This window comes from Pseudomonas sp. NPDC098747 (assembly GCF_044760045.1).
Classification (GTDB): domain Bacteria; phylum Pseudomonadota; class Gammaproteobacteria; order Pseudomonadales; family Pseudomonadaceae; genus Aquipseudomonas.
This window is the reverse complement of the sequence record NZ_JBIWAL010000050.1, coordinates 12902-28754: the sequence shown is the minus strand read 5'-3', so window position 1 is coordinate 28754 and position 15853 is coordinate 12902. Positions and strand designations below refer to the sequence as shown.

The 15853-nt window shown below is 59.7% G+C and carries 12 protein-coding genes; 3 read left to right on the top strand and 9 right to left on the bottom strand.

Going from position 1 to position 15853, the window contains the following annotated elements:
- Positions 1-80: 80 nt before the first annotated feature.
- The 6 genes from ACIQVE_RS23495 to ACIQVE_RS23470 form a co-directional block, all read right to left on the bottom strand.
- A complete protein-coding gene (locus tag ACIQVE_RS23495; protein WP_008084123.1) occupies positions 81-905 on the bottom strand; it encodes an ABC transporter permease in 825 nt (274 codons plus the stop codon).
- 12 nt (positions 906-917) lie between these two features.
- Positions 918-2165, bottom strand: a complete 1248-nt coding sequence (locus ACIQVE_RS23490) for an ABC transporter permease (protein ID WP_402812839.1) — start codon at positions 2163-2165, stop codon at positions 918-920.
- Positions 2166-2347: 182 nt separating this feature from the next.
- Positions 2348-3391: an ABC transporter substrate-binding protein gene (locus ACIQVE_RS23485; RefSeq protein WP_402812836.1), complete on the bottom strand. Its 1044-nt coding sequence runs from the start codon at positions 3389-3391 to the stop codon at positions 2348-2350.
- 50 nt (positions 3392-3441) lie between these two features.
- Complete coding sequence (locus tag ACIQVE_RS23480) at positions 3442-4566, bottom strand: ABC transporter ATP-binding protein (protein WP_402812833.1); 1125 nt, start codon at positions 4564-4566, stop codon at positions 3442-3444.
- 249 nt (positions 4567-4815) lie between these two features.
- Complete coding sequence (locus ACIQVE_RS23475; protein WP_003210977.1) at positions 4816-5445, bottom strand: response regulator transcription factor; 630 nt, start codon at positions 5443-5445, stop codon at positions 4816-4818.
- Positions 5446-5573: 128 nt separating this feature from the next.
- On the bottom strand, positions 5574-7970 hold the full coding sequence (locus ACIQVE_RS23470) for a PAS domain S-box protein (RefSeq protein ID WP_402812829.1): 2397 nt from the start codon (positions 7968-7970) through the stop codon (positions 5574-5576).
- Between the two features lie 73 nt (positions 7971-8043).
- On the opposite strand from ACIQVE_RS23470, the gene ACIQVE_RS23465 reads away from it, so the two are divergent.
- Positions 8044-9033 carry an alpha/beta hydrolase family protein gene (locus ACIQVE_RS23465; RefSeq protein WP_402812827.1) on the top strand — a complete coding sequence of 330 codons (990 nt, stop codon included), beginning with the start codon at positions 8044-8046 and terminating at the stop codon, positions 9031-9033.
- A 125-nt stretch (positions 9034-9158) separates the two neighbouring features.
- On the opposite strand, the gene ACIQVE_RS23460 is transcribed toward ACIQVE_RS23465, so the two are convergent.
- Genes ACIQVE_RS23460 through ACIQVE_RS23450 form a run of 3 tightly spaced genes read right to left on the bottom strand, consistent with a single transcriptional unit; the run spans position 9159 to position 11615 of the window.
- On the bottom strand, positions 9159-9926 hold the full coding sequence (locus ACIQVE_RS23460; protein WP_402812825.1) for a TerB family tellurite resistance protein: 768 nt from the start codon (positions 9924-9926) through the stop codon (positions 9159-9161).
- A 1-nt stretch (position 9927) separates the two neighbouring features.
- Positions 9928-10599, bottom strand: coding sequence for an N-acetylmuramate alpha-1-phosphate uridylyltransferase MurU (murU, locus tag ACIQVE_RS23455; protein WP_402812823.1), 672 nt, complete (start codon positions 10597-10599; stop codon positions 9928-9930).
- Positions 10596-11615 carry an aminoglycoside phosphotransferase family protein gene (locus ACIQVE_RS23450; protein WP_402812820.1) on the bottom strand — a complete coding sequence of 340 codons (1020 nt, stop codon included), beginning with the start codon at positions 11613-11615 and terminating at the stop codon, positions 10596-10598. The genes murU and ACIQVE_RS23450 overlap by 4 nt, the downstream gene beginning before the upstream one ends.
- A 131-nt stretch (positions 11616-11746) precedes the next feature.
- Here ACIQVE_RS23450 and ACIQVE_RS23445 point away from each other — a divergent pair, with 131 nt between their 5' ends.
- Both ACIQVE_RS23445 and surA read left to right on the top strand, forming a co-directional pair.
- The gene (locus ACIQVE_RS23445) at positions 11747-14548 is read left to right on the top strand and encodes an LPS-assembly protein LptD (protein ID WP_402812818.1); all 2802 of its coding nucleotides are present in this window, start codon (positions 11747-11749) and stop codon (positions 14546-14548) included.
- Positions 14523-15845, top strand: coding sequence for a peptidylprolyl isomerase SurA (surA, locus tag ACIQVE_RS23440; protein ID WP_402812816.1), 1323 nt, complete (start codon positions 14523-14525; stop codon positions 15843-15845). Before ACIQVE_RS23445 ends, surA begins: the two co-directional genes overlap by 26 nt.
- The last annotated feature ends 8 nt before the right edge of the window (positions 15846-15853 follow it).

Here is a 15853-nt window from a genome sequence, read left to right as displayed (position 1 = left end):
AAACCACGCAAATCGGCTCCCTTTCCCCCTCTCCCTTTGGGAGAGGGCTGGGGTGAGGGGAATGGATCTAAAGGTAACCACTAAACCTGAGCAGTACGCAGTTTCTCGCTACGCCCTCGCAGCCATTCCAGCGTCAGCAACAGAATGACCGAGAACGCAATCAACAAAGTCGCCGCAGCCGCAATCGTCGGGCTCAGGTTCTCGCGAATCCCGCTGAACATCTGCCGAGGCAACGTCGCCTGCTCGGGCCCCGCGAGAAACAGCGTCACCACCACTTCATCAAACGAAGTCGCAAACGCAAACAGCGCCCCGGAAATCACCCCCGGCGCAATCAGCGGCAGGGTCACGCGGCGGAACGCAGTCAGCGGAGACGCACCAAGGCTCGCGGCGGCACGCACCAGATTATGGTTGAACCCCTGCAACGTCGCCGAAACAGTGATGATCACGAACGGCACACCCAGCACCGCATGCACCACGATCAGCGAGAAAAAACTGTTGCCCAAGCCCAGCGGCGCGAAGAACAGATAGCTCGCCACACCGATGATCACCACCGGCACCACCATCGGCGAAATCACCAGCGCCATTACCAGCGCCTTGCCGGGGAAGTCGCCGCGGGTCAGGCCAATGGCGGCCAGCGTGCCGAAAATCATTGCCAGCACGGTCGCGGCCGGGGCGACGATGATGCTGTTCTTCAGCGCGCGCATCCATTCTGCCGAAGCGAAAAAGTCGTGGTACCACTGCAGCGAGAAGCCTTGCAGCGGGTACACCAGAAAACTGCCCGAGTTGAACGACAGCGGAATGATCACCAGCACCGGCAGAATCAGGAACAGCAGAATCAAGCCGCAGAGGATCCGCAAGCTGTAGAACCACACCCGTTCGATGGGCGACATGTAAGGACTCAGCATTTCAAATTCCCCTTAGCTCAGGCGCAGGCGACTGGCGCCCACCAGCCAGCTGTAGATCAGATAAAGCACTACGGTCGCCAGCAGCAACAAGCCACCCAGCGCAGTGGCCATGCCCCAGTTGATGCTGGTGTTGGTGTAGAAGGCGACGAAGTAACTGACCATCTGATCGTTCGGGCTACCGAGCAGCGCCGGGGTGATGTAGTAGCCGATGGCAAGGATGAACACCAACAGGCAACCGGCGCCGACACCTGCGTAAGTCTGCGGGAAGTACACCCGCCAGAAACTCGCAAACGGATGGCAGCCCAGCGAGATCGCAGCGCGCATGTAGGTGGGCGAGATGCCTTTCATCACGCTGTAGATCGGCAGGATCATGAACGGCAGCAGGATGTGCACCATCGAGATATAGACGCCCGTGCGGTTGAATACCAGTTCCAGCGGCTTATCGATGATGCCCATCGCCATCAGCCCGCTGTTGATGAGGCCGCCCGATTGCAGCAACACAATCCACGCCGCCACTCGCACCAGAATCGACGTCCAGAATGGCAGCAGCACCAGAATCATCAGCAGGTTGCTCTGACGCGACGGCAGATTAGCCAGCAAGTACGCCAACGGATACGCGAGCACCAGGCAAATCACGGTGATGACCAGGCCCATCCAGAAGGTACGGGCGAAGATGTCGAGGTAGATCGCCTGATCCGGGGTGGCCGGGGCGATTTCGCCGAGGTCATCGATACGGTGATCGACCGATGCCAGCAGGTAATACGCGGTGATGTTGCTAGTGTTGCGTTTGACCGCTTGCCAGTAGGCCGGGTCGCCCCAACGCTCGTCGAGTGCTTCCAGTGCTGCTTTATAAGAGGCCGGTTCGCTGGCGAATGGCAGCGCCCGGGCAGTTTTGGTCAGCAGGCTGCGATAGCCGGCCAACTCCATGTTCAAGCGCTTGGACAAATCGCCCAAAGTCTGGTTTTTGCGCGCCTCGGCGAGGTCTTCGCTCGCCGCTTTGTAGACGGGTTCAGCGGGCAGGCCACGGCCGTCCCAACTGGCGATGGCGGCCACGGTGCGCGGCAGGCCGCCGACCACTTCCGGGTTGCCGACGCTTTTGTAGAGCAGCGCCACGATCGGCACCAGAAACACCAGCAGCAGGAAAATCACCAGCGGCGCAATCAGCGCCTGCGCTTTCCAGCGGTTGAGCCGCTCGGCGCGCTTGAGCTTCTGCTTCAAGGTGGGGCTGGCGCCCTCGTTCAGGGGAACGGCGATGGCCATGACGTACTCCGCAAATCTTTGATCGTTACAGAGGTGACGAACCACCTCGTTCGATTGATGCACACAGATCCAAATGTGGGAGCGAGCTTGCTCGCGAAAGCAGAGTGTCAGTCGACATCAATGGTGCATGTACTGACGCCTTCGCGAGCAAGCTCGCTCCCACAGGAGGGCAAGCCCTCGGGTTACTTCGCAGCCCAGGAGTTGAAGCGCTGTTCCAGTTGCTCGCCGTTGTCAGCCCAGAAGCTGACGTCGATCTGCACCTGGTTGGCGATGTTTTCCGGGGTGGTCGGCATGTCTTTCAGGACTTCCTTGGCCAGCAGCGGTACGGCTTGAGTGTTGGCCGGGCCGTAGGCGATGTTTTCCGAGTAGATCTTCTGCTGCTGCGGCTGCACCGAGAAGGCGATGAATTTCTTCGCCGCTTCAGCACGCTTGGCGTCCAGACCTTTCGGGATGGCCCATGCATCGAAGTCGTAGATGCCACCGTTCCACACCACTTTCAGGTTGGATTCTTTCTGCACCGCAGCAATGCGACCGTTGTAGGCCGAGCTCATGACCACGTCACCGGAAGCGAGATACTGCGGCGGTTGCGCGCCGGCTTCCCACCACTGGATGCTTGGTTTCAGCTCATCGAGCTTCTTGAACGCACGATCCTGACCGCCCTTGCTGGCCAGCTCCTTGTAGACGTCTTTCGGTGCCACACCGTCGGCCATCAAAGCGAATTCGAGGGTGTACTTGGCGCCTTTGCGCAGGCCACGTTTGCCCGGGAATTTCTTGGTGTCCCAGAAATCGGCCCAGCTGGTTGGCGCGGTTTTCAGCTTGTCGGCGTTGTACGCAAGTACCGTCGACCAGACGAAGAAGCCAACGCCGCACGGCTGGATCGCGCCTTTGACGTAGTCTTCGGTCTTGCCGAACAGCGCAGGGTCAAGTTGCTCGAACATGTCTTCATCGCAACCACGGGACAGTTCTGGCGATTCAACTTCCACCAGATCCCACGACACGCTCTTGGTGTCGACCATGGCTTTGACCTTGGCCATCTCGCCGTTGTACTCGCCAGCAACGATCTTGCCGTTGCCCGCCGCTTCCCACGGTGCATAGAAGGCTTTGACTTGCGCAGCCTTGTTCGCCCCGCCAAACGACACCACGGTCAAATCCGGGCCAGCGGCCATTGCGCTCGCCGCACCCATCAGGCCCAGGGTCAGGGCGGTGAACTTCAGGGATCTCAACATTTATTGTTCTCTCCACGTGCAGGGTTGGTGTTGGTATTGCCGGGGGGCGATCAGTTCGCCTCTAAAAGCGGATCAAGCGCGCGAACGTGCTCGACCTGCCAGCCAAGCGGAACCACGTCGCCGACGCTGAGCCCTGGATCGAGCTCGGCAATCGGTTGTTTCACGAAGAAGTCAGTCTTGCCGCAGACTTCCAGGCGCACCCGGACGTGGTCGCCCAGATAGATGAATTCCGCCACCCTCCCTGAGAAGCGGTTGACGCATTGGTCACTGGAACCGTTGAGGCTGACGCGCTCCGGACGGATCGACAGGGTCACCGGTTCGCCGGTCTTACCGACGTTGACCGCCAGCGCCTCGACTTTCTCGCCACGGCCCAACTCGACCACGCAGCGCTCGCCGTTTTGGCTGACCAGACGGCCGTTTAGGCGGTTGTTCTCGCCGATGAAGTTGGCAACGAAGGTGTTCTTCGGTTCTTCGTAGAGGCTGCGCGGCGGCGCGATCTGCTGGATTTCGCCCTGATGGAACACGGCGACGCGATCAGACATGGTCAGCGCTTCGCCCTGATCGTGGGTCACGTAGACCACGGTCACGCCGAGGCGCTGGTGCAGGTGTTTGATCTCCATCTGCATGTGTTCACGCAGCTGTTTGTCGAGGGCGCCGAGGGGTTCGTCCATCAGCACCAATTGCGGTTCGAACACCAACGCACGGGCCAGCGCCACACGTTGCTGCTGACCGCCAGACAATTGCGCCGGATAACGCTGGGCGAAGGCGTCGAGCTGGACCATGCTCAGGACTTTCTTGACCTTGTCGCTGACATCGCTCTTGTTCAGGCCACGCACGCTCAACGGGAACGCGAGGTTTTCGGCCACGGTCATGTGCGGAAACAGCGCGTAGTTCTGGAACACCATGCCGATATCGCGCTTGTGCGGCGGCACATTGTTGATCGAGCGCCCGGCCAGGAGAATTTCACCGGCGGTCGGCGTTTCGAAACCGGCGAGCATCATCAGGCTGGTGGTCTTGCCGGAGCCGGATGGCCCGAGCAGGGTGAGGAATTCGCCTTTGCGAATGTCCAGGTTGAGGTCTTTGACGATCAGGTTCTCGCCGTCGTAGCTCTTCTGCACTCCACGAAAGCTGACCAGCACATCACTGACCCCTGCGCTTGTATCGACCTGGCTCATACCCACACCTTTGTTGTTGATGACTGCTTGTGTATCCAGCCTAGTGGTTGCTGACAGGCACGCAAATCGGGGCGCAGGAGAGAATCGCCTCAGCCGGATGGAAGGATTGGGGTAGGGATTGCCCTACAAGGATGGCGCGATTGGACATGGCAGCGGTGGGCGAGAAGCTGCGAGCCGCAAGAACAGGCCAAAGCGGATTTGCAGGGTGTCGCAAATGGATATGACAGCTCCCACAGTTTTGCAGTATGACTAAAGGAGTTTGTGCTCCATGGCGTATTTGACCAGTTCCGCCAGCGAGGTGATGTTGAGCTTCTGCATCAGCCGCGCCTTGTGCGTGCTGATGGTTTTGCTGCTGAGGGCCAGTTGCTGGGCGATGTCGTTGACGTTGGCGCCCTGGGCCAGGCGTTCGAACACCGAGAACTCGCGTTCGGACAACAGCGAATGCAGCGGCCGCGAATCAGTCAGGCCGACTTCGAAGACCATGCGGTCGGCCAGATCCGGATCGATATAACGCCCGCCCGCCGCAACTTTACGAATGGCAGTGAGCAGCAGCGCCGGATCACTGTCCTTGGTCGCATACCCAGCGGCACCGACCTTCAGTGCACGCGCGGCCATTTGCGCTTCGTCGTGCATCGACAGCACCAGAATCGCTGGCGGATTATTCAGCGCACGGATTCGCGGGATTGCTTCCAGCCCATTGACCCCGGGCATGGAAATGTCGAGCAACACTACCTCGCACGGCACATGGCGCAGGGTCTCGAGCAATTGTTCACCATTGCTCGCCTCCCCCACCACCAGCAGATCCTTGGCCAGGCCGATCAATTGCTTGATGCCTTCGCGGACGATGGTGTGGTCTTCGGCTACCAGTACACGGATCACGTTCTTCTCCTCTTACCTCAGAGCCAAGATCATTCGCGAGCAAGCTCGCTCCCACAGTGGATGATGTACACAGGTCGAATGTGGGAGCGAGCTTGCTCGCGAAGAGGCCGGCATTGACACCGCAAAAATCAGACCTCACTCACCGGCACCCACACATTCAGACTGGTGCCCTCCCCCGGCTCACTCTCAAGCGTCAACCGCCCGCCCATGATCAGCACCCGCTCACGCATACCTACCAAACCAAACGAAGTTGGCCGACCTGCCGCGGCGACAAATCCTACGCCATCATCGCTGACCGTCAGACACAATTCGTCGCCTTCCAGCACCAGCGTCAGTTCCACAGTATGCGCCTGGGCATGACGCATCACATTGGTCAGCGCCTCTTGGAGAATCCGGAACAAGCCAATCGCCTTGGCATCACTGAGCGGCGGCAGATTGTCCGGCACCTGCACCAGACACGGGATCTGCGTACGCGCCTCGAACCGTCGCGCCTGCCACTCGATGGCCGATGCAATCCCGGCATCGAGAATCGGCGGCCGCAGCGCCGTCGCCACATCGCGCACCAACTGAAACAACTGGGCGATCAGGCGTTTCATGCTGTTCAACCGCTCGTGCAGACCGGGGTCGAGTTGCGCGTAGGCCAATTCGCACATCGATGTCTCCAGTTTCAGCACCGTCAGCATCTGCCCCAGTTCATCGTGAACCTCGCGGGCGATTCGCGCCTTCTCTTCCTCGCGCACGCTTTCAAGGTGCGCCGACAGTTCGCGCAATTGCTCACGCGATGACGCCAGTTCCAGCTCGATGCGCTTGCTCTCGGTGATGTCCCAGACAATGCCATCCCAGACATAAGCACCGTCTTCAAGCTGTCGGGTGATCGCCTTGATTTCAGCCCAGCGCTGCACGCCTTGGCGCGTGAGGATTCGACCCTGCCACGACCAGTCGCTGTCGGTGTCCAGCGCCTGATCCTGAGTCTGGTGATAACTGGCCTTGTCGTCCGGATGCACCAGACTGCGCAGACCCATGTCACGGTGAGCAATGGCCGCCGGGGCATAACCGACCAGACTCTCGCTGCCCTCGGAGATGTAGGCAAAGTCGATTTGCCCGGTGACCGGCGCCCGCTCCAGCCGAAAGACCAGCCCCGGTACGTTGGCGGCGATGCCTTGCAGCCGCGCCTCGCTTTCCTGCAACGCGGCCAATGCCCGACGGCGGTCGGTGACGTCGGTGAGGTATACCACCAGATACTCACTGTCGCGAAAGCGCAGAAAACTCAGCGACACGTCCGCGGGCAAAACACTGCCATCGGCGCGCACACAACTGGTTTCGAAACTCAGCGGCCCTTCTTCACTGGCCCGCGCGCGTTTCCACAGGTTGAGCCAACGGTCCATGTGCAGACCCGGTTCGAAATCGATCAACGGCCGCTCGATCAGCCCGCCTGATGGGTAACCGAGCATGTTTTCCGCCGCCCGATTGGCGTAGCGCACGTGGCTGTCCCAGTTGACCCAAAGAATGCCGACAGTACTTTGGTCGATGGAAAACTGCGTCAGCCGCAGCGCCTCTTCACTGGCTGCGCGCAAGGCAATGTCTTCGCGTGCGGCGAGCAGGCGCTGTTCGAGGCTGTGCTGCTGACGGCGCAGCCAAAACACAATCGCCATGCAACTGAGCAGCATGACGGCGAACAACAGGCTGAGGTTCTGCCAGAACCCCGGCGACTCCGACAACCGCGGGTATTTCGGTTGTAACCATTGACTGTGCAGGCGTTCCAGATCCTTGGCCGGGATCGCACGCAATGCGCTCTGGACGATACCGGCCAGTTCCGGCCAATCCCGGCGCGAAGCCACGCGCAGCAACTGCGGCAGACCAATGTCGCCGACCACCACCAGCTCAGCGAACTCAGGTTCCACTGACAGTCGACCGAGCTGCGCTTCATCGACCACCGCATAAGACGCCTGCTGACTCAACAACAACTGCAACGCCTGACGTTCCAGCGGCACGCCTTGCAGGTTCAACTGGGGATAGTTGCCGCGCAAATAGTCGGCGGTGGTACTTGGCATCCGTACGGCGACGCGGGTCTGACCGTCGAGTTTTTCCAGATCCACCACGCCGCTGGCTTTCTGATCGCTGACCACCAGTTGCGGCACGCGCATGTACGGATCGGAGAACTGCCACAGGCGCAGCGCACTGGGCGTTTGGGTCAGCCCCGGGGCGATGTCGATTTCGCCATCGCGCACCGCTGCTTCCAATTGCGCCAGATCCGGGAAATTACGCCAGCTCAGCTCAACATTGAGCGCCTGGGCCAGCAACTTCATCAATTCGACATTCGCCCCGGACAACCGCTGCAAGCGCCGGTCGTATTGCGCGTACGGCGCCTGCAACACCAGCCCGACACGCAAATCTTTGTGCTGCGCGAGCCATTGCTGCTCACTCGCCGACAGTTGCGCGATGTGCGCCGGTGGCGCAGGCGCCGCCCGGCCCATCAAGGGAAGCCACAAACAGCCGATAACCCACAGGCAGCAAAATCGCTTCATTGAAGTCTCGTACACTGACAAAATCTGACCAACCCATTAGGCTGCCGGGATACTTTCTGGCCTGGAATAACCGATGCCCTCTGTTTACCGCCTGGCACTGCCAGCATTGTGCCTGTCGCTGATCCTGCCTTGCGCGTTTTCCGTCAACGCGGCCGATCCGGCCCCAGCCGCCGCCAAGGAAAAACCCGCTGAAGAAAAACCGGCCGAACGCCAGCCATTGCTAGAGCGTAGTCAGGAAGAAGCCGCAGCACTGGAACGTAAAGTGCCAGCGCAAGAACAGCAACAGTTGCAGGCCGCCAGCGAGACCTTTCTGGCCCTGTGGAAACCAGCCAACACGGCTGAACCCAAAGGCGCAGTGATTATCGTCCCGGGCGCGGGCGAGACCGCTGACTGGCCTCAGGCAATTGGTCCTTTGCGACAGAAATTGCCGAATGCCGAGTGGAGCAGCCTGAGTATTACCCTGCCCGATCTGCAAAGCGATGCCATTGCGCCACGCGTAGTCGAAGCCGCAGCGGCGCCGAAAGCGCCGGAAACCGGCAGTAAGGATGCCACCACAGCGCAACCGATCGAACAGGCGGCTGGCGGTGAGGCGGAAGTCGCCGATCAAGTGGTGGCCGAGACGACTGAAGAACAGTCCAAAGCCGATGCCGAACGCATCTTCGCGCGGATCGACGCCGCCATTGCCTACGCCGAACAGCAGAGTGCACGGCGCATTATTGTGCTCGGCCACGGAACTGGCGCCTATTGGGCAGCGCGTTACCTGAGCGAGCGACAGACGGCGCAGGTGGAGAAATTTGTCATGGTCGACGCGCAAGCTCCGGCCAAGGCCAAGCCGCCACTGGCGGAATTGACGCCAACGCTGAAGCTGCCGACGGCGGATATTTTCTACATGGACAAACCGCTGGATCGCAACGCGGCGCTGGAGCGTATGCAAGCAAGCAAGCGTTTGAAGACGCCGGCGTACAGCCAAGTGGCGCTCAGGGCGCTGCCGGATAACAAGGCCGAGCAGGAACAGTTGTTCCGCCGGGTGCGCGGCTGGTTGAATCCGCAAAACACGGATTGACAGATAGACCGAATTGCCCTCATTCGCGAGCAAGCTCGCTCCCACATTGGGTCTGTATACACAAATCAATTGTGGGAGCGAGCTTGCTCGCGAAGAGGCCGGTGCAGACAAACCAGCTCTAACGGCTAACGAAAATCCCGCCGTTCACGAATCAACGTATACGCACTGTGCAACTCCCGAGTCCTCTCGGTCGCCTCACGCACCTGCGTCGGTGTCGCGCCGCTGCCGGCAATCTTGTCCGGGTGATGACGACTGAGCAGCCGTCGATAAGCCCGTTTGATCTGCGCCGGTTCGCTATTCGCTGATACGCCGAGCAGGCGCATCGCATCCTGATAAGTCACCGCTGCACTGACGATGGGCCGCTTGCCCGGTTCGTAATCGCTGGCCAGCGCTTGCACCTGCTGAGGCGTCCAGCCCAGCCATTTGCCCCACTGCGCCAGCAACTCACGCTCACTGACGCCGGCCCGCCCGTCCGCCCAGACCATGCGCCAACACGCACGTAACACACCTTCAGCCGCATGCGGCTGCGCACTCAGACGCCGCAGGTATCCGCGCAGATTATCGCCGCCGGACTTGCCGCGATTGAACGCAACAATTGCCCGACGCATCGCCGGTTCGCTCATTTCCAGCGCGCGCATCTCGTTACGCGCCTGCTGGATATGCCCGTCCGCGACTCGTCCGTCGCTCTTGGCCAAACGTCCGAGCAAGACGAACAACAATTCGTCGTTGCGCAGCATCGGCCGACCGCCGAGTTTCTCCCGCAAATGCCCCCAGCTCTGCAAGTGCAAACGCCGATCCAGCGCCTGCCCCAACAACGCCCCAAGCATGGCCCCCGGAATGCTGGCGATTGCAAAACCCGCCCCGGCTCCAATCAGAGTCCCTGGCCACAACATATCAGCGGCTCGCTTCTATCAAGGTTTCAGCTTCGGCCAGACGCTCATGCGTACCGACATCCACCCAATGACCTTTCAGACGCTCGCCCGTCACCTCACCGTCCGCCATGGCTTTGCGCAGTAGCGGCGCCAGTTTGAAAGCACCCTCAGTGCAGCCATCGAACAACTGCGGATGCAGCACGGCGATGCCGCTGTAGGTCAGCGTCGCCGCATCCGGTTTGCCGTCAATGACCCGCCCCTCCACCAACGAGAAATCGCCGGTCGGGTGATGCGCCGGGTTATCCGCCAGCACCAGATGTGCCAAACCGTTGATCGGCTGGTGCAGCACGCTGAAGTCGTAATCGGTCCAGATATCACCGTTGACCACCAGGAACGCATCGTCGCCAAGCAACGGCAGCGCGCGGAAAATCCCGCCGCCGGTTTCAAGCGGCTCGCCTTCCGGCGAGTACTGGATGCTCAAGCCAAACTGCGAACCGTCGCCCAGGTAATCCTCGATCTGCTGACCGAGCCAGGCGTGGTTGATCACGATTTCGTTGAAGCCGGCCGCCGCGAGGGCGCGCAGGTGATACTCGATCAGCGGAACGCCGCCGGCACGCACCAGCGGTTTCGGAGTGGTCAGGGTCAGCGGGCGCATGCGCTCGCCTTTGCCTGCCGCCAGAATCATTGCCTTCATGCCTTCGCTCCGCCACGCAGGCTGGTGAACAGCGCTTGCAGTTCTGCCAGTTCGGGACGGCGAGCGATCACTGCTTCTATATAAGAGAAAAAACGCGGCACATCGGCGAGGTAACGTGGCTTGCCATCGCGATGGCAGATCCGCGCGAAGATGCCGATGACTTTCAGATGTCGCTGCACGCCCATCAGGTCGCTGGCGCGCAGGAAGTCTTCGAAGTCCGGCTGTACCGGAATGTTCAGCGCCGAGGCTTGCTGCCAGTAACTTTCCAGCCAGCCGCGTACGCGTTCTTCAGGCCAACTGAGGAAGGCGTCCTTGAACAGGCAGGTCACGTCGTAGGTCACCGGGCCATAGACCGCATCCTGAAAATCCAGCACGCCGGGGTTCGGCTCGCTGAGCATCAGGTTGCGCGGCATGTAGTCGCGGTGCACCAGCACTTTGGGTTGCGCCAGCGCACTGTCGATCAACAAGTCGCTGATGCGCTGCCACTGTTGCTGTTGGGTCGAATCGAGTTCGACGCCCAGTTCACGCTTTACGTACCACTCGGGGAACAGTTCCAGCTCACGGCGCAACAACGCAACGTCGTAACTCGGCAGCGGCGCAACCATCGGCAACTGCTGAAAAGCCAACAGCGCTTGCAGGGCATCGCTGAACAATGCGTCAGCATTTTCGCTGTCAATTACGTCGAGATAGGTCTTGTTGCCCAGGTCATTGAGCAAAAGAAATCCACGATCGAGGTCTTCGGCATAAATTTTTGGCACATTTATTCCGGATTTCGCCAGCAAAAAGGCGATATCCACGAACGGTTTGCAGTTTTCCTGGGGTGGCGGCGCGTCCATCACGACGAAGCTGCGACCCGCGCCTTCCCAGCGGAAGTAGCGGCGAAAACTCGCGTCGCTACTGGCCGCGGTCAACGTGGCCGGGGGCACGGCGCCCCAGCCCTGATCTGCAAACAGGATTGCCAACTGCTCATCGAGCCAAACTTTCAGGTGTTGCAAGCGTACATCTTGGTCAGGCATTGCAAGGGTCTCCGACGGCGCTAGCCGTCAAGCGGGTCATGCTTTATTATCCAGCATCTTTTTCAGACCATCGAGAGGCGTGCGGCCCACCACCGCGGGCAGATGGCACGCAGGAAGCCCGGACTAATAAGATGGCATTGAAATCCCCCGCGTTTCGTAAAAAATTTCCATTGTTGATAACCGGCAGTCTGCTGGCTATGCAACCTCTGGCCAGTCAATTCGTTGTCGCCGCCGAGCAGTATGACTGCTCCGTATCGGCTTCGGGTGGTTGGGACTGTGCGCCCAAGACGTCGGCGGCTGCATTGCCACCACGTCCAGTGCATGACGGCAGTGCCGTCAGCGCTACCGGCGACGCCCCGAGCGATAACGGTTCGGTTGCCGACACTGGCGCCAAGCCAGCGCTGGTCACCGAGGCCAAAGGCCGTGGTTTGAAATCCCGTAGCGAAGACTTCAGTCACCTCGACTGGGTTCCGCGCGAGAAGCTCACCGCCGCCCAGTTGGCCGAGACCGGTCCTTACTGCTCTGGTGCTTACATCGAACCCACTCGTCCTGGCATGAATGACAAGACGAACAAAAGCGATGCACCGACCTTTATCGGCGCAAAAGCTTCGCGCTATAACACCGATGATCAAGTCGGTACGCTGGCCGGTGATGTCGTCCTGCGTCAGGGCAGCATGCAGGTCGAGTCCGACGAGGCCAGCCTTTATCAGGCCGAGAGCCGCGCCGAACTCAATGGCGATGTGCGTATCCGCGACAACGGCGCACTGATCGTCGGCGACCATGCCGATGTGCAGCTCGACACCGGTGAAGCCAAGGTCGATAACGCCGAATACGTGATGCACAAATCGCGCATCCGCGGTAGCGCGCTGTACGCCAAGCGTGCCGAAAACGCGATCATCCGTTTGAAGGACGGCACGTACACCACGTGCGAACCGAACAGCAACGCCTGGCAGCTCAAGGGCAACAACATCACCTTGAACCCGGCCACCGGCTTCGGTACCGCGACCAACGTGACGCTGCGCGTAAAAGACATTCCGATTCTGTACACGCCGTACATCTACTTCCCGATCGATGACCGTCGCCAGTCGGGCTTCCTGCCGCCGACCATTGGCACCGGCACCGATACCGGTTTCACACTGGTAACCCCGTACTACTTCAACCTGGCGCCGAACTACGATGCCACGTTGTACCCGCGTTACATGAGCAAGCGTGGCATGTTGGTGGAAGGCGAGTTCCGTTATCTGACCCAATCGAGTGAAGGCCAGTTCGGCGCTGCGTACCTCAACGACGACAACACCGATCGCAGCAAGCAGACCGATTACGAAAAAACCCGCTACATGTACAACTGGCAGCACAAGGGCGGTCTCGACTCCCGCGTGCTCACCCAGGTGGACTACACCAAGATCAGCGATCCGTATTACTTCCAGGATCTGGAAACCGATCAGATTGGTGTCAAGTCCAGCGACTTCGTGAATCAGCAGGGTTCGGTCACCTATCGTGGCGACAGTTACACCGCACGTTTGAATGCTCAGCAGTACCAACTGGCTACTGTTTCGAACATCACACCGTATGGTCGTCTGCCGCAGATCACCTTCAATGGTCAACTGCCATATCATCCGGAAGGTTTGAATTTCGATTACGAGACCGAGATTGTGCGGTTTGATCGTGATTTGAAAACTGGCACATTTACTCAGGAAGATGGCGTTACGACAGAGCCTCGTCTGGACAACAACATTCGAGGCCTGGACCGTGCCAATGGCGATCGTCTGAATCTGAAGCCAGGTGTCAGCCTGCCGATGAACTGGACATATGGCTTCCTGAAGCCATCGCTCAAATATCAGTACACCCAGTATCAACTTGATCTGGACGGTACCGGTAAATCGCAGATCGCTGCGATGACACCAGAGCAACGCAAGCTTAACGGCACGTTCGACAGCAACCAGAATCGCGGCGTACCTATTGCCAGCGTCGACAGCGGCCTCTACTTCGACCGCAACACGTCGTTCTTTGGCAAGAACTACCGCCAGACCCTGGAACCACGTCTGTTCTACCTGTATGTACCTGAGGTGGACCAAGAAGATATTCCAGTGTTCGACACCAGCGAATACACCTTCAATTACGCATCGCTGTTCCGTGACAACCGCTTCTCCGGCTCCGACCGTGTCGGCGACGAGAACAAACTGTCGCTGGGCGTAACCAGCCGCTGGATCGAAGACGACGGTTTCGAACGTCAACGCATCAGTGTTGGTCAGGCCCTGTACTTCAAGGATCGTGAAGTCCAATTACCAGGCATCGACGCCAAGACCCGTGACGACGCGCAATCCAACGTTTCGCCGTACGCTCTGGAATACGAATACCGCTGGAACCGCGATTGGCGCACCACGGCCGACTACAACTGGGATCCGGACAGCCGCAGCCCACGGTCCGGCAGTGCGATGTTCCATTACCAGCCTGAAGACAACCCGAACAAGGTTATCAACGTCGGCTATCGCTATCGCAATGACCAGGTTCGTTACGACCAGAACACCGGTAAATGGTCGGTGGGTGGTGGCGACTATGGCACCCCGGGCCAGCCTGGCTATGTGAAGGACTACTACAAGATCCAGCAGCATGACTTCTCGGTCATCTGGCCGATCGTTCCGCAGTGGAACGCAATCAGCCGCTGGCAGTACGACTACAACCGCAACCGTACCCTGGAAGCCTTCGGTGGTTTCGAGTACGACAACTGCTGCTGGAAATTGCGCCTGATCAACCGTTACTGGGTTTCCTACGACGAATTCAGTCAGGAAGCTCCGCAAAACGAAAAAGGCGACCATGGCGTCTTCCTCCAAATTGTTCTGAAGGGACTCGGTGGCCTCACTGGCGCCAAGGTAGAGAGCTTCCTCGACAAAGGCATTCAAGGTTATCGTGAACGTGAAGACCAAGCTTTCTGATTGTCTGCGCCCGCTGATGCTGGGCGCGCTGTTCCTGGGTACTGCGGCCAACGCCGCAGTACAGTCCATCGATAAAGTGGTAGCGATCGTCGACAACGACGTGGTCATGCAGAGCCAACTGGACCAACGTGTCCACGAAGTTCAGCAGACCATCGCCAAGCGCGGTGGCGGCTCGCCGCCACCTGGCGTGCTGGATCAGCAGGTGCTTGAGCGCCTGATCGTCGAAAACCTGCAACTGCAGATCGGCGAACGTTCCGGCATCCGCATCACCGACGAAGAACTGAACCAGGCGGTTGGCACCATCGCCCAGCGCAACAACATGTCCGTAGACCAGTTCCGCTCGGCTCTGGCTCGCGACGGCCTGTCTTATGACGATGCTCGCGACCAGATCCGCCGCGAGATGGTCATCAGCCGTGTCCGTCAGCGCCGTGTAGCCGAACGCATTCAGGTGTCCGAGCAGGAAGTGAAGAACTTCCTCGCCTCCGACCTGGGCAAGATGCAACTGTCCGAAGAACTGCACTTGGCCAACATCCTGATTCCGACCCCGGAAAGCGCCAACTCTGAAGCAATTCAGAACGCCGCGCGTCAGGCCATGGAGGTTTACCAGCAGCTCAAGCAAGGCGCTGACTTCAGTCAGATGGCCGTGGCCAAGTCTGCCAGCGACAACGCGCTGGAAGGCGGCGACATGGGCTGGCGTAAGGCCGCGCAATTGCCACCTCCGTTCGATCGCGAACTGAGCAGCATGGCCGTCGGTGACATCACTCAGCCTGCACGCACGCCGGGTGGCTTCATCATCCTCAAGCTGCTGGCCAAGCGTGGTGGCGAAGCCCAAACCCGTGATGAGGTGCATGTGCGTCACATCCTGGTCAAGCCGAGCCCGATTCGCGACGAAGCGAAAACCAAGGCATTGGTCGAGTCGCTTTACACGCGTATCGAAGCGGGTGAAGACTTCGCCACACTGGCCAAGAGTTATTCCGAAGACCCAGGTTCTGCCCTCAACGGCGGCGACCTGAACTGGATCGACCCGAACGCACTGGTTCCGGAATTCCGCCAAGTGATGGCCAATACCCCACAAGGTCAGCTGTCCAAGCCATTCCAGACCCAATACGGCTGGCACGTTCTGGAAGTCCTTGGCCGTCGCGCCACCGACAGCACCGAACAGGCTCGCGAGCAGCAAGCAATGACCGTACTGCGTAACCGCAAATACGACGAAGAGCTGCAAACCTGGCTGCGTCAGATCCGTGACGAAGCGTACGTAGAGATCAAACTCCCTGGTGCAGACCAGGCAGCGCAGTGAAACCCAAG

Coding starts and splice junctions, on each gene's coding strand:
- ACIQVE_RS23495 (WP_008084123.1), bottom strand. CDS start 905: ATGCTGAGTCCTTACATGTCGCCCATCGAACGGGTGTGGTTCTACAGC.
- ACIQVE_RS23490 (WP_402812839.1), bottom strand. CDS start 2,165: ATGGCCATCGCCGTTCCCCTGAACGAGGGCGCCAGCCCCACCTTGAAG.
- ACIQVE_RS23485 (WP_402812836.1), bottom strand. CDS start 3,391: ATGTTGAGATCCCTGAAGTTCACCGCCCTGACCCTGGGCCTGATGGGT.
- ACIQVE_RS23480 (WP_402812833.1), bottom strand. CDS start 4,566: ATGAGCCAGGTCGATACAAGCGCAGGGGTCAGTGATGTGCTGGTCAGC.
- ACIQVE_RS23470 (WP_402812829.1), bottom strand. CDS start 7,970: ATGAAGCGATTTTGCTGCCTGTGGGTTATCGGCTGTTTGTGGCTTCCC.
- ACIQVE_RS23465 (WP_402812827.1), top strand. CDS start 8,044: ATGCCCTCTGTTTACCGCCTGGCACTGCCAGCATTGTGCCTGTCGCTG.
- ACIQVE_RS23460 (WP_402812825.1), bottom strand. CDS start 9,926: ATGTTGTGGCCAGGGACTCTGATTGGAGCCGGGGCGGGTTTTGCAATC.
- murU (WP_402812823.1), bottom strand. CDS start 10,599: ATGAAGGCAATGATTCTGGCGGCAGGCAAAGGCGAGCGCATGCGCCCG.
- ACIQVE_RS23450 (WP_402812820.1), bottom strand. CDS start 11,615: ATGCCTGACCAAGATGTACGCTTGCAACACCTGAAAGTTTGGCTCGAT.
- ACIQVE_RS23445 (WP_402812818.1), top strand. CDS start 11,747: ATGGCATTGAAATCCCCCGCGTTTCGTAAAAAATTTCCATTGTTGATA.